This is a genomic window from Oceanisphaera sp. W20_SRM_FM3 (genome assembly GCF_052119705.1).
GTDB lineage: Bacteria > Pseudomonadota > Gammaproteobacteria > Enterobacterales > Aeromonadaceae > Oceanimonas.
This window is the reverse complement of sequence record NZ_JBGQOP010000009.1, coordinates 85,825-99,543: the sequence shown is the minus strand read 5'-3', so window position 1 is coordinate 99,543 and position 13,719 is coordinate 85,825. Positions and strand designations below refer to the sequence as shown.

General features: G+C 50.1%; 11 protein-coding genes and 4 tRNA genes. 13 read left to right on the top strand and 2 right to left on the bottom strand.

The window, feature by feature from the left end:
• Nucleotides 1–131 precede the first annotated feature (131 nt).
• The 7 genes from ACEN2G_RS07100 (at nucleotide 132) to ACEN2G_RS07070 (ending at nucleotide 7,703) form a co-directional block, all read left to right on the top strand.
• Nucleotides 132–1,577, top strand: a complete 1,446-nt coding sequence (locus ACEN2G_RS07100) for a sensor histidine kinase (protein ID WP_442020779.1) — start codon at nucleotides 132–134, stop codon at nucleotides 1,575–1,577.
• Entirely contained in the window at nucleotides 1,570–2,061 is a 492-nt protein-coding gene (locus ACEN2G_RS07095) for a hypothetical protein (RefSeq protein WP_442020778.1), read from the top strand. The genes ACEN2G_RS07100 and ACEN2G_RS07095 overlap by 8 nt, the downstream gene beginning before the upstream one ends.
• A gap of 5 nt (nucleotides 2,062–2,066) precedes the next feature.
• Entirely contained in the window at nucleotides 2,067–3,410 is a 1,344-nt protein-coding gene (locus ACEN2G_RS07090; protein ID WP_442020800.1) for a sigma 54-interacting transcriptional regulator, read from the top strand.
• Nucleotides 3,411–3,478: 68 nt separating this feature from the next.
• Nucleotides 3,479–4,519, top strand: a complete 1,041-nt coding sequence (gene msrP, locus ACEN2G_RS07085) for a protein-methionine-sulfoxide reductase catalytic subunit MsrP (RefSeq protein WP_442020777.1) — start codon at nucleotides 3,479–3,481, stop codon at nucleotides 4,517–4,519.
• A 9-nt stretch (nucleotides 4,520–4,528) separates the two neighbouring features.
• Nucleotides 4,529–5,146 (top strand): sulfite oxidase heme-binding subunit YedZ, encoded by a 618-nt coding sequence (locus tag ACEN2G_RS07080; RefSeq protein ID WP_442020799.1) that lies wholly within the window; start codon nucleotides 4,529–4,531, stop codon nucleotides 5,144–5,146.
• A gap of 125 nt (nucleotides 5,147–5,271) precedes the next feature.
• Nucleotides 5,272–5,733, top strand: coding sequence for a hypothetical protein (locus tag ACEN2G_RS07075; protein WP_442020776.1), 462 nt, complete (start codon nucleotides 5,272–5,274; stop codon nucleotides 5,731–5,733).
• A gap of 50 nt (nucleotides 5,734–5,783) precedes the next feature.
• The gene (locus ACEN2G_RS07070) at nucleotides 5,784–7,703 is read left to right on the top strand and encodes a DNA topoisomerase III (RefSeq protein ID WP_442020775.1); all 1,920 of its coding nucleotides are present in this window, start codon (nucleotides 5,784–5,786) and stop codon (nucleotides 7,701–7,703) included.
• 113 nt (nucleotides 7,704–7,816) lie between these two features.
• On the opposite strand, the gene msrAB is transcribed toward ACEN2G_RS07070, so the two are convergent.
• Nucleotides 7,817–9,622 carry a bifunctional peptide-methionine (S)-S-oxide reductase MsrA/peptide-methionine (R)-S-oxide reductase MsrB gene (gene msrAB / locus ACEN2G_RS07065; RefSeq protein WP_442020774.1) on the bottom strand — a complete coding sequence of 602 codons (1,806 nt, stop codon included), beginning with the start codon at nucleotides 9,620–9,622 and terminating at the stop codon, nucleotides 7,817–7,819.
• A gap of 224 nt (nucleotides 9,623–9,846) precedes the next feature.
• Here msrAB and murB point away from each other — a divergent pair, with 224 nt between their 5' ends.
• Together murB and birA are read left to right on the top strand one after the other, a co-directional pair.
• On the top strand, nucleotides 9,847–10,878 hold the full coding sequence (gene murB / locus ACEN2G_RS07060; RefSeq protein ID WP_442020773.1) for a UDP-N-acetylmuramate dehydrogenase: 1,032 nt from the start codon (nucleotides 9,847–9,849) through the stop codon (nucleotides 10,876–10,878).
• A complete protein-coding gene (gene birA, locus ACEN2G_RS07055; RefSeq protein ID WP_442020772.1) occupies nucleotides 10,866–11,873 on the top strand; it encodes a bifunctional biotin--[acetyl-CoA-carboxylase] ligase/biotin operon repressor BirA in 1,008 nt (335 codons plus the stop codon). The genes murB and birA overlap by 13 nt, the downstream gene beginning before the upstream one ends.
• A gap of 61 nt (nucleotides 11,874–11,934) precedes the next feature.
• Here the strand turns inward: birA and coaA are convergent, their stop codons facing one another.
• On the bottom strand, nucleotides 11,935–12,876 hold the full coding sequence (gene coaA, locus ACEN2G_RS07050) for a type I pantothenate kinase (RefSeq protein ID WP_442020798.1): 942 nt from the start codon (nucleotides 12,874–12,876) through the stop codon (nucleotides 11,935–11,937).
• 418 nt (nucleotides 12,877–13,294) lie between these two features.
• On the opposite strand from coaA, the gene ACEN2G_RS07045 reads away from it, so the two are divergent.
• The 4 genes from ACEN2G_RS07045 (at nucleotide 13,295) to ACEN2G_RS07030 (ending at nucleotide 13,716) form a co-directional block, all read left to right on the top strand.
• Nucleotides 13,295–13,370, top strand: a tRNA-Thr gene (locus ACEN2G_RS07045).
• A 7-nt stretch (nucleotides 13,371–13,377) separates the two neighbouring features.
• Nucleotides 13,378–13,462 (top strand) — tRNA-Tyr (locus tag ACEN2G_RS07040).
• Nucleotides 13,463–13,539: 77 nt separating this feature from the next.
• Nucleotides 13,540–13,614, top strand: a tRNA-Gly gene (locus ACEN2G_RS07035).
• A gap of 26 nt (nucleotides 13,615–13,640) precedes the next feature.
• Nucleotides 13,641–13,716: transfer RNA gene (locus ACEN2G_RS07030), tRNA-Thr, on the top strand.
• Nucleotides 13,717–13,719 lie beyond the last annotated feature (3 nt).

Sequence of the window (13,719 nt, the reverse complement as noted above, 5' to 3'; positions counted from 1 at the left end):
TTAAATAAGCATTTAAGTAAGCGCCTGAGCCAACGGCTACTCAAGGAGTAGCCGTTTTATATTCTATTGTCTGCCTTTAGGTCCATTTTTGTTATCCTGACTACCCATTAAATAAATGAGTGCCTGTTAAGATGTCCCCTGCCGCTAGAGGATTTGTGCCTCGCTCCTTACTGCGATTGGTATTGGTCGCCTTTACCTTGGTATTACTGCCACTCATTTTGCTGGTGATCCAGAACGGTCGTAGCTTAGAGCGGGTGATATTATCGGCGCAAGCGGGCATAGAAAGCGCGGTAGTCGACACCCGTCGCGCTACGGATATGAGTGATTTGGCGTTAGAAATGGAGCGCGCTATTCGCCGATATGCGGTGCTAGAAAGCCCCGAAATACGACTCTCTTATCTGCGATTATTAGAACGTTATCGATTAGAGCTTGAACAACTGTTGATGAGCATTGATGGCGGCGAGTTGGGCACTTCTTTGCAGCATCAGCTGCTGTATTTGGTGGACTTGGCTCAGGCAAGCAGCGATGAAATTCGTGACCGAGTGGTGATTTTTAACGCTTTTAGCAGTACCACGCTGGCGCTGGATGAATTGACGCGGTCGCAAATCGATGAACGCATTCAACAAGAGCGCGCTCATGTGATCCTGATCCGCCAGCAGCTCTGGCTGTGGAGTGCCGCCTTAGGTGGCGCCAGTTTGTTGCTGGCCTTGCTATTTACCTACCTGATTATTCGCCCGGTGCGGCAACTTGAAAAAAGAATTTTAAATTTAGGCGCCGGCGATGCGCCTGAGACTAAGCCGATCCGTGGCCCTGCCGAGCTGGTGGAGCTGGGTGATAAGTTACAGTGGCTGCACTTGCGCTTGCGTGAGCTTGAAGCGCAAAAACTGCAGTTTTTGCGCCATTTATCCCACGAGCTAAAAACGCCGTTGGCGAGCCTGCGCGAAGGGGCTGATTTGTTACTCGAGTGCGTGACTGGGCCTTTGACCGAGGAACAAGAAGAGATTTGTGAGCTGTTAGTATTGAACAGCTTTCGGCTGCAAGAGTTGATTGAGCAATTACTGGATTACAACCGCATTCAGCAAGTGCAGGTTTATGAAGAGCCGGTGGTGGTGGGGCCCTTGTTAGAGCAAAGCTTAGCGGCTCACAGGTTGACCATTGAAAACAAAAATTTGCAGGTGAGTGTGGCGCTCAGTGATGAACGTCCATTAGCAGATAGTCACCGTTTAAAGCTGGTGTTGGATAATTTGATCTCTAATGCTGTGAACTACGCAGATGTCGACGGCGTGTTGCAAATTAGGTCTCAGCTTCATGGGCCTGCGGCTGAATATGTATTAACCGTGGCTAACACCGGCCAGCCGATCCCTGAGCAAGATAAAGACCGTATTTTTGAGCCTTTCGTGCAAGGCAATCAGGTGCGTAAAGGCGTATTGAAAGGGTCGGGTATTGGACTGAGTATTGCGCGTGAGGCGGCCTTAAGCATGGGCGGTCGCTTAGTCTTGGATACAAAAATAACAACGCTGGTTTGTTTTGAACTTAGCCTACCTAACTATAATGACAAAGGAATCTCTCATGAATAAAGCATGGTATGGCGCCGCCTTGGCGCTGATGTTGTCTGGTTGTACCTTGCCTTTTCCTTTTCCCTTCAATCAGCAGCCAGAGCCTAAGGTTGAACTTAACCTACCTAATGAGTCTACTCAGCTTAAAGCTTGGTTAGACTTGTCAGATAGAGTGTCGGACAGCAATGACCACCAACGCCAGCAGGCGCTAGCGCAGTTAAAAAATGCCCCGCATGCTGAATTAAAGCGCGCAGTATGGCTGAGCCACCCTAAGGCCAGTTATAGCCAACGCCAGCAAGCTCAACAATTGTTTCAACAACATTTAGCCAGCGTTTCAACGGCGGAGCAGCAGTTATTAAGTGTCTACCAAGGCTATAACCAAGAAATATTACAACAACAGCGTCAGTTAGCGGATCGTCAGCAGCAAATTAATAATTTGACCCAAAAACTGAAAGAGCTGGCCAGTATCGATCAGCAGATCAACGATCGTAAATTTCAAGAGTAACTGTGATGAAACGTAAAGCCAGAATATTACTGGTTGACGATGATGTCAGCTTATTGAAATTGTTAGGATTACGTCTAAGGAGTGAAGGCTTTGCCGTGACCACGGCGAGCAGCGGTGCCGAAGCCTTAACTTGGTTAGAGCAAGAGCGGCCTGACCTAGTATTAAGTGATTTGCGTATGGATGGTATGGACGGCTTGGCGCTATTTGAGCGTATTCAGCGTCTGCACGTGGGTCTGCCGGTGGTGATAATGACGGCTCATGGCTCTATCACAGATGCCATTACTGCCACGCGCTCGGGCGTATTTGGTTTTTTAACTAAGCCGATTGATAAAGAAGAATTACGTAAAACCATTAATCATGCTCTGGCGGTATCCTTGCCCGCCGTGGTCGATGATTGGCAGCAAATATTGCATACCCGCAGTCCTATCATGATTGCCTTGTTGGAGCAGGCACGGCGTATAGCGCCGCTAGATATTAGCGTGTTACTGACTGGGCCTTCAGGTTCAGGAAAGGCGCTGTTGGCCGAGGCGCTGCATGATGCGAGCCCGCGTCAAGATTATCCCTTTATCTCTCTTAACTGCGGTGCCGTTACCGAACAACTACTCGAATCTGAGCTATTTGGTCACGTAAAAGGGGCCTTTGCTGGCGCCATCTCAGATCACCCAGGGATTTTTGTTACCGCCGCCGGCGGTACTGTGTTGTTAGAAGATGTGGGGGAACTGAGCCTGGCTTTACAAGGTAAATTGCTACAGGTTTTGGCGCAGCAGCAAGTGCGGGCTTTAGGGGCCAGTGAGAATATGGCTACTGATGTGCGCGTCTTGTCATCGACCAGTCGCGACTTAGTTACCGCCATGGAGCAGGGGCAGTTTCGTGAAGACTTGTTTTATCGCCTCAATGTCATGAACTTGCAACTGCCGGCACTCGAACACAGGCCAGAAGATATTCCCTTGTTAGCGCGCCAGGCGCTAGAGCAACTTAAAGCGCGCCAACAAACACCGGTGACGGGCTTCTCTCCTGAGGCCTTAGCCATGTTGGCTGCTGCACACTGGCCGGGTAATGTGCGCCAATTACTCAACGTGGTGGAGCAAGCTGTGGCCATGGCTTCGGCGCCCGTGATCGGCACTCAGCTATTAGAAGGTATTTTAGCGGACAGCGGTGAGCGTTTTCCGACCTTTAATGAGGCGCGAGCCGAGTTTGAGCGTCTTTATTTACATAAAATTTTGCGTATGACAGACGGTAACGTGAGTCAGGCGGCGAGCTTGGCTGGGCGCAATCGCACGGATTTTTATAAGCTGCTCAGCCGCCACGGTATTGAGGCCAGCGTCTATAAGGAAAAACGTGAGCAATGAAATTTTTTCGTGGAGAGCACGCTCTTAGTAGATAGCCGTTAATCTTTTACGATCACCACGGAATTCATATGAGACTCATAATTAAGAAAAAATCTCACTTAAGCGAGAGTCAGGTCACCCCTGAATCTGTGTATCGTCAACGCCGCCAAATAGTGCAAGGGCTTGGTTTAGGTCTGGGGGCGGCCGCTTTAAGTGGGCCGGCCAGTGCCAGTTTTCTGGATTCTTTATTAGGAAGTAAAGAGCCTGAAAATAAAGCTCAGGGTGCGAAAGAGGCCGTGGCCCGCACTGAACCGCTGACCTTCAGCCAGCCAAAAGCCTATCAGCTGCAGGTGCCATCTACCGCCGAACGGGTAGCCACCAGTTATAATAATTTCTACGAGTTTGGTGCCGATAAATCCGATCCCGTGCGCTATGCCCAACAATTTAATACCAAGCCGTGGACCATTACTATTTCCGGAGAAGTTGATAAACCGCAAACCATAGATGTGTGGGCTTGGCTGGAAAAACAGCAGTTAGAAGAGCGTATTTATCGCCATCGCTGTGTGGAAGCTTGGTCTATGGTGATCCCTTGGTTGGGTGTGCCGTTAGCCAGTATCATCAAGGCCGCCAGTCCTAACTCCAAGGCCAAGTATGTAGCCTTTGAAACCCTCTATGATCCGAAACAGATGCGCGGCCAAGCATCGCGCTTTGTGGGCGGCGGCATTGAATATCCCTACGTGGAGGGCTTGCGCCTAGACGAAGCCATGCATCCGTTGGCCTTGCTTGCGGTCGGTATGTACGGCAAAACGCTACCGCCGCAAAATGGCGCGCCAGTGCGCTTGGTGTTGCCGTGGAAATACGGCTTTAAAGGTATTAAGTCGATCGTACGTATTCATCTGACCGATAAACAACCCCCCACTACTTGGAATAAGTTAGCGGCTCAAGAATACGGTTTTTATGCCAACGTTAATCCTAAGGTGGATCATCCGCGGTGGAGCCAAGCGACCGAGCGAGTGATCGCCGAGGGCGGCTTATTTGGCAGTGAACGCCAGCCCACCTTGATGTTTAACGGCTATGAAGACGAAGTGGCCAGCCTCTATCAAGGCATGGATCTGCGGAAGTTCTACTAGGTGAAAGCGCTGCGTATAAAATTAAGCCCGAAACAAATAACTGGCCTTAAAGTACTATTGCAACTGGCTGCCATGTTGCCACTGTTGTGGCTGCCTTGGGCCTTCTCGGTTGGGCGCTTTAGTGCCGATCCTATCCCTGAGTTAATTCAGTACACAGGTGATTGGGCGCTGCGCATTTTATTGCTGAGCTTATGCGTGTCGCCGCTGGCTAAGGCACTTAAAAGTGCGCCTTTGATCAAGGTGCGCCGTCTTATCGGCCTGTGGAGCTTTACTTATGCCTGCTTGCATCTACTGATCTGGTTATGGTTGGACTTGCAATGGGGCTGGAGCCTGATTGGCAGTGAAATTATTAAGCGCGGTTTTATTACGTTGGGCATGTTGTCTTGGTTAATACTCTTGTTGCTGAGTTTGACATCGCTGCAAAAAATTCAACGTCGCTTAGGCCGCTCTTGGCAACGCTTGCATAATTGGGTTTATTTGGTCGCCATTTTAATTCCCATTCATTATTGGTGGGCGGTTAAGTCGGGTTGGATACAGCCGCTGATTTATCTGTTGCTCAGCTTGAGTCTATTGTGGTGGCGACGGGATAAGTTGTTACGCCCAGTTAGGCGCCTGCTAAACAAGTAATCTAACGGCCCCAGTGGCCGTTTTTTATTATCAGTCATCCAGAAGCTCTGGCTAGGTTTCCTCTCATCTTGCCATTGCGCTAAACTGGACACTCATCTTTATGGCCAAGTTAGGCGGAGTAATACATGGATAATCAGGCGTGGGCACTGTGTTTTCTCGATGAAGGGGTTGCCTTGTCGGTGATCAGTCGCAAAGAAACCCGTTGTCAGTGGCTCGAAGATGAAGGTCAGGCTTTTGAGCACTTGCTGGGTGAGTACCTCAATTATGTGGCCGAATTGGGTGAGCTTGAGCCCGAGCAAATCGAGGTTGCCAGAGAGCGCTTCACCTTATTGATTGAGCAATATCCCGATCCTGAGGTATTAACGGAATACCTCAATGATCTCACTGCTGGCTTAACCCGCATTCTGTGGTTTGGCTCTTTGTCTGCCTTGGCCGAAGACTATGGCGACTTTCCGCTGGCGCTGCGTGCTTTTTATTGGCAAGAATATGGCGAGGGTGACGAAGACCCGGTGACGCCGGTACTGGAAGATGACTGGATTTATCTGGTGGAATGCATGGACGATTTTTTACTGCAGGATGATTATTAAGCGGCTAAAGATGCTCATCGTATTGCCAAATAAGGGAGCGAAAAAAGTAAGTGATCCTGTATATAGCTGAAAAGCCCAGTGTCGGCCGCGCCGTGGCTGATGTACTGCCTAAGCCACAGCAAAAGGGCGATGGTTTTATTACCGCCGCCAATGGCGATGTGGTGACTTGGTGTATTGGTCATTTACTCGAGCAGGCACAGCCCGAGGCTTATAATGCAGACTATAAAAAATGGCGTAAAGACCACCTACCCATAGTGCCAGACGTTTGGCTGCATACCGTTAAGGCCGCCACCAAAAAGCAGTTTAACGTGGTCAAAAAATTGGTTAAGCAAGCTGATGTGCTGGTCAATATGGGTGACCCGGACAGGGTTGGGCAAATACTGGTTGATGAGATCATTAACTACTGCAAGGTGCCTAAGGCTAAACGCGCCGCCGCCCAGCGCTGTTTAATCAACGATATGAACCCAGATGCCATCAAGCGCTCCCTAAAAGATCTGCGCCCTAACAGCGATTTTATCCCGCTGGCCACGTCTGCCTTGGCGCGATCCCGTGCCGACTGGCTATATGGCATTAATATGACGCGTCTGTGTACGCTGCAAGGTCAGGCATCGGGCTATCAAGGAGTGTTGTCGGTGGGCCGGGTACAAACGCCGATTTTAGGGCTAGTGGTGCACCGTGATCTGGAAATTGAAAACTTCGTGACTAAGCCTTTTTATGAGGTGTTTATTACGCTTAATACGGCCAATAACGAAACCTATACTGCAAAGTGGCAACCCAGTACTGCCTGCGAACCCTATATGGACGAAGACGGCCGAGTATTATTAAAAAAGCTTGCCGAAACTGTGCTGAGAAAAGTCGTGGGCCAAGCAGGACAGGTAACGGCTGTCACCGAGAGCCTAAAAAAACAAGCGCCGCCTTTGCCCTACAACTTATCTTCGCTGCAAATTGATGCCTCTAGGCGCTTTAATTTAACGGCGCAAAAAACGCTGGATATTTGTCAGCAGCTTTATGAGCGACACAAGCTGATCACCTATCCGCGTTCCGATTGCCGCTATTTACCCAATGGTCATTACCAAGATAAATTAAAGGTAGTGCAAGCGGTCAGCAAAACCTGCTCGGCACTGAGTGAGGCCGTTAGTAATGCGGATCTCTCCCTTAAGTCTAAAGCTTGGAACGATGCCAAAGTCGGTGCCCACCACGCCATTATTCCGACTAGTCGAGGGTTGGATGGCAGCCGCCTATCGGCGGATGAACTACAGATCTATGAGCTGGTAGCTCGGCAATATTTGATGCAGTTTTATCCGCCTTTTCAATACCAAGAAAAGCAGATAGAGACCGAAGTGGCCGGCGGCGCTTTTATCAGCCGGCAAAAAGAAGTGCTGAGTAAAGGTTGGAAGGCACTTTTTCCTGAGCGCTCATCAAAAGGCTCATCTGCTGGAGAGGATGAAGAGTTCTCCGCTATTCGATTACCTGAGGTGGTTAAAGGGCAGGGCGTGCAGTGTATTGATGGCCGCTTGGATGAGAAGCAGACCAGTCCGCCTCGTCATTTCACCGATGCGACTTTACTGGCGGCCATGACAGGTATCGCCCGATACGTGTCGGATCCTGAGATCAAAAAAGTATTAAGAGACACGGATGGTTTGGGCACTGAGGCCACGCGAGCAGGCATTATTGAGTTACTGTTTAAGCGGGATTTTTTAATTAAAAAAGGCAAGGAGATCCATGCTACTGAAGTAGGGCGGCGCTTAATTTTATCTTTACCGCCAACCATGGCCTTGCCGGATATGACGGCCCATTGGGAGTCTCAGTTGGATGCGATTGCGGAGAAACGCATCAGTTATCAACAGTTTATGACGCCTATGCTGAGCGGCTTGGATCTCTTGATTAGCCAAGTGGATAAAATCGAATTTACCGGCCTTAAGGGCCACGGCAAAGCATTTCGTAAGAAATTTAAGCGAAAACGCGCTTAGTTAGCGGTCTTTTTACCGCCCTCAGTTTTACCACCTTCAGAATGACATGAGCAAAAAAACGCTAAGGGAAACCTTAGCGTTTTTTATTTCTTAAGTTCTGATAACTCAAACTGTTAACTTTTGATCAGAGGCACCAAGGCGCCGTAACCGGATTGTGGCATCACTTCTAATGGGATAAATTGCAGCGCGCCGCCATTGATGCAGTAACGTAAGCCGCCTCTGTCTTTAGGGCCATCGTTAAACACATGGCCTAAATGGGAGTCGGCCACGCGGGAGCGAATTTCCACCCGCAGCATATTAAAGGCGCTGTCTTCGTGCTCAGTGATCACTTGGCTGTCTATAGGTTGAGTAAAGCTGGGCCAGCCGCATTGTGAGTCGTATTTATCCGTGGATAAAAACAAGGGCTCGCCGCTCACTACATCCACGTAAATACCCGGTGCAAATAAATGGTCATATTCATGGCTGTAGGCGCGCTCGGTGCCCGATTTTTGCGTGATCTTGTACTGCTCTCGGGTCAAGGTGCGCTTAAGCGCATCCTTATCAAAGCCCGCATAACGTTTGGCCGCTAACGCTTCCGCTATGGTATTAGCCGGTGCCAACTTATTAGACTCACCGTTACTCGGCTGCAGTTGAGAGGCGTCGGAATTAGCCGCTGCATCATCGGCAAGCTGGTCATCCGCCAAGCTTAAATCGACATGGCAATAACCATTGGGATTTTTAGCTAAATAATCTTGATGATACATTTCGGCCAAGTAGAAGTTATCTAGGGTCTGATTTTCCACCACTATCTTTTGTTTATATTTACCTTGCTGCTCGTTAATTTCGGCCTCAATCACAGCTTGATCTGCGGCCTCTGTGTAATAAATGCCGCTTCTATACTGCACGCCGCGGTCATTGCCCTGTTTATTGAGGCTGGTGGGATCAATCACCCGAAAATAGTATTTTAATAGCGTTTCAAGATTAGTTTTGTCCGCATTATAGGTAACCTTAACCGTCTCCGCATGGCCTGAGCCGCCAATCACTTGCTCATAGCTGGGGTTGGGTAAACCGCCATTGGCGTAGCCAGATACCGCATCGACTACGCCATTAATGCGCTCCATATAGGCTTCTACGCCCCAAAAACATCCGCCGGCCAAATAAATGGTACGCGTATTAATGGCCTGACCTAGTTCGTTGTAGTAAACGCCGTCTCTTTGTTTAATGGCCTCGATCTTGGTCTCATTTTTGTCGCCGTCTAGGGCTACCGTGGCGGGCTTAGCACCGCTGTTTTTTAAGGCTGCAAAATTATTGGCTGCCTGATCAGCCAAGCCATAGGCCTGACTCTCCGTCATATTACCTTTCACAAGCTGCACTAAATTGCCGTTTTTATCTAGCACCGCCCAGCTGGGATACACTTGCAGACCCAGTTTTTTGATAAGCTCCCCCGAGGTATCCACCAATACAGGCAGCTCAGGGTAGTCCGCTTGCAGCACTCCATACCAAGCACTAAATTTAGCATCAGCCTTTTCACCCAAGTGACCTGGGCTGGCCAGGGTGACTAGGTTGAGATGGGTAAATTTAGGGTCACTGCGCCAACTTTCGGTTTCCTCTAAGGTGCTCAAGCATAACGGGCACCAGCTGGCCCAAAACTTCACTAAGGTGGGCTTATTGCCATCAATGACGTTGGCACCCTTGTCACCTAGCCCTGTAGTCAGCTGGGGCAGGGCCTGCAGTTGTTTAAGCATATTGGTGGGCAACATATCTCGTGAGCGGGTGACGCCGGTGTTTTGTGGGCTTACGTTTTGAGTGTCCGCAGCCGCATTACTTTCGGCGTTGCTCACTTTACCGCAGGCCAACAAAAGACCAGCACTAAGCAAACTAATAACACTGGCCGAACCTAAGTTCTTAAGCCAGCGAGTGGATTTATGTGTAAGAGGCATGAGTTGTCCTTCAGGAGAAGCTTAAGAGCCGAGAAGATGAATAAAAAACGATAAAATAACGCGTTATAAACCCATCAGACCGAGGCTAATGATTTTTTAGTTCGTCTTTCCATAAAAACAGCCCTCAATGCTGGTTTATCTCGCCCCCTCACTCTTTACGCCTTACTCCTCACGCTAAGCAACTTAAGGTACACTGAGTCGGCATTTATTTAGGAACCTTCATCATGCATGTCACCTCGGCTTCTCTCGTCCCTTATAACACCTTTGGCCTTAACCACACCGCAGAACAACTTGTAGAACTGACTACCCGCGAGCAGCTACAAAGTCTATGGCAAGCCTATCCACAGATGCCTTTATTGGTGGGTGAGGGTTCTAATCTGCTGTTTACCGAAGCCTATGCTGGGTTGGTACTGGTCAATCGACTCAAGGGTAAACAAATCACAGAGACAGAAGATGCTTGGCTAGTGAAAGTAGAAGGCGGCGAAAACTGGCATCAACTGGTGTGCTGGTGTCTAGAGCATGGCATGCCAGGGCTGGAAAATTTAAGTTTGATACCCGGTACGGTCGGCGCCTCGCCGGTGCAAAATATTGGCGCTTATGGCGTTGAGTTGGCGCAGTTTTGTAGCCAGGTCGAAAGCTTCGATTGGCAAAGTGGCGAGTATAAAACCTGGTCTGTCGCTGAGTGCGACTTTGGTTATCGCGACAGCGTGTTTAAGCATGAGGCGCGTAGCCATTTAATCGTGAGCGTAACCTTTTGCTTGCCTAAAGCTTGGCAGCCGGTGCTCGGTTATGGGCCGCTGGCGGAATTAGGCGAGGCCGCCACAGCGGCGGAAATTTTTGAACGAGTGTGTGCCACTCGCCAAGCCAAGCTGCCCGATCCGGCAGTGCTCGGTAATGCCGGTAGTTTTTTCAAAAATCCTAAGGTCGTTACGGCACAGGCCGAGGCGCTTAAATTGGCGTGGCCTGCGTTGCCGGTTTTTGCCGCCGAGCCGGGTTTGAGCAAGTTGGCCGCGGGTTGGCTGATTGAACAAGCCGACTTAAAAGGCGTGCAAGTGGGTGGTGCCGGTGTACATACTCAGCAAGCGCTGGTGCTGGTCAATCATGGCGGCGCGACGGCTGCGGATGTTTTGCAACTGGCGGCTTTAGTGCGTGAGCGCGTAGAGCAAAGGTTTGGTGTACGCCTTGAGCCTGAGGTGCGCATGATAGGGGCTGCTGGTGAAACTTATTTAGATGAGGCGTTAGCGTGTCTGAACTGAGTCCATTGCGCGAAAGCTTACTTACATTGTTGGCCGATGGGCAGTTTCATTCGGGTGAGCAGTTAGGCGAACGCTTGGACGTGAGCCGGGCGGCGATCGGTAAGCATATTCAAGCGATTAAAGCGCTGGGGCTAGAAGTCTACAGCGTGAGCGGCAAGGGCTACCGTTTGGCGGTGCCCTTACAGTTGCTCGACCAGCAGCGTTTAAGCCGGGAGCTGGCACCGCAACGGGTGGATCTTATCCCCGTCATTGGCTCCACCAATCAGCATTGGTTATCTGAGCTGGCGCAACTCAATAACGGAGATATTTGTGTCGCCGAATGCCAAACCGCCGGCCGTGGCCGCCGTGGTCGCAGCTGGGTATCGCCTTTCGGTGGCCAGCTAATTATGAGCATGTATTGGCGACTGGAGCAGGGCATGGCGGCGGCCATGGGCTTGAGTTTAGTGGTTGGCGTCGCTTTGGTCGAAGCGTTAGAAACCCAAGGCTTTAGTGATGTGCAGCTTAAGTGGCCCAATGATTTGTATGTGCATGGCCGCAAGCTGGCCGGTATCTTAGTCGAAATGTCCGGCACCGCCGGCGGCCCTTGTCAGCTAGTGATAGGACTGGGCGTTAATTTATTATTACCCGCCAGTGAGCAAGAGCGTATTAGTCAGCCATTTGCCGAATTAGCCGAGCTGGGTAAAATTCATGATCGCAATGGCTTAGTCATAGCGCTCAGCCAGCATCTACAGCATTGCTTAAGCATCTTCGAAGCCCACGGCATCAGCGCCTTTCGCGAACAGTGGAATAGGCTTGATTATTTTAACGGTAAAGCGGTGCGCGTATTAATGGGCGAGCAAGTGATTCAAGGTACGGCGCGCGGCATAGATGAGCAGGGCGCGCTATTGTTGGAATTAGCGGATGGGCGCATTCAGCACTATCTAGGTGGCGAAGTGTCGTTGCGCGGGGAAGATACAGCGCCGAGCGCCGAGCGCCCAGCGCACAGCTCAAGATAATACCCAACACAGTAAAACAAAGACGGCGTTTTTTACTGGGCGCCGGGCGCTTCTTTCAACGTTACTTGCGCAACCACACCTGCTCTATGCCGTGGGCTTGGCCTTTAGTTAGGATCAGCTCGGCCCTGTGTTTAGTGGGTAAGATGTTTTGCTTTAAGTTTTTATAGTTAATTTCTTGCCAAATACGGCTGGCGGTCGCCACGGCTTCTGCTTGTGATAATTGCGCATAGTGATGAAAGTAAGAGTCAGGGTCGCTAAAGGCGCCGTCGCGCAGCTTCAAGAAGCGCTCCACATACCAAGTCTGCAGTAACTGCTCATCCGCATCCACGAAGATAGAAAAATCCACGAAGTCTGACACAAACACCCGATGGGGCTCATGGGGGTAATCCATGCCGCTTTGCAGCACGTTTAAGCCCTCGATAATTACTATGTCTGCCTGCTCTACCACCTCTTGCTCGTCAGGCACTATGTCGTAGCACAAGTGCGAATACACAGGCGCCGTGACTCTGGCTTTACCTGATTTAATATCAGACACAAACTGCACTAAGCGGCGAATGTCATAAGACTCGGGGAAGCCTTTTTTACGCATTAAACCGCGCGCTTCTAGCTCGGCGTTGGGATAAAGAAAACCATCGGTGGTAACCAGCGCCACTTTGGGATGCTGTGGCCAGCGCTCTAACAGTGCGGCAAGAATACGCGCCGTGGTGCTTTTACCCACAGCCACTGAACCGGCCAAACTAATGATATAGGGCACATGACGCGGCTCTTTTCTAAGAAACTGATCCAGCACCTTGCTGCGCCTTTGCTTAGCCTTAATATAGAGATTCAGTAAACGCGACAGCGGCAGGTAAATGTCCCTGACTTCGTCGAGTGACACCTTGTCATTAATGCCGCGCAACCGCATTAGCTCGGCTTCGCTTAACGGCTGATGCACGGTATCGCGCAGCTCAGACCAAGTTTCGCGCGAGAAGGCGAGATAAGGAGACTGGTTGTCTATGTCCATTACACCGTCCATCACTCCATCCAGCAGACTATCCATTAGGTCAGTGTCCATCAGTGCTAAGCCGTCTTTTACATCCATGTTTATTGGGCCTTCTTTTATCGCGTCGTGGAGCTTAGCACCATGTTTATTATCGCTATTCGTCATTGGGCTCTGGGTCATTAGCTATGCCATTGGCTGTCCTGTGAGTCGCTTGGCGACGATACACCAAGGGCTTTGCCTCGACAAGCAAGCGAAAGCCGTGGAGCATTATTAACAAAAGAATTTAGTGCCAGCCTGAGGTGGCTAATTAGGCCGCAAGTAGCGATGAAAAGAGCCTGATTGATTATTTAATGTGCACTTAAACGCCGCTAAGCAAAAAGTTCGCATTCATCCCTTGCATAGAGGCCGCAGCTTAGCCTAGAATTCGCCTCGTTCTAGTGCCGGCATAGCTCAGTTGGTAGAGCAACTGACTTGTAATCAGTAGGTCCCGAGTTCGACTCTTGGTGCCGGCACCATAACATTGGAGGGGTTCCCGAGTGGCTAAAGGGATCAGACTGTAAATCTGACGGCTCAGCCTTCACTGGTTCGAATCCAGTCCCCTCCACCATCTTTAAGATACTGCCCTCGTGCGTTATCTTGTTTAATCGCCAGATTAAACTAAATAAGTTAAATCAGAACAGTTTTGCGGGCATCGTATAATGGCTATTACCTCAGCCTTCCAAGCTGATGACGCGGGTTCGATTCCCGCTGCCCGCTCCAATTCTTATGTTCTAAATTAAAAAGCTGCTGATATAGCTCAGTTGGTAGAGCGCACCCTTGGTAAGGGTGAGGTCCCCAGTTCGAATCCGGGTATCAGCACCATTT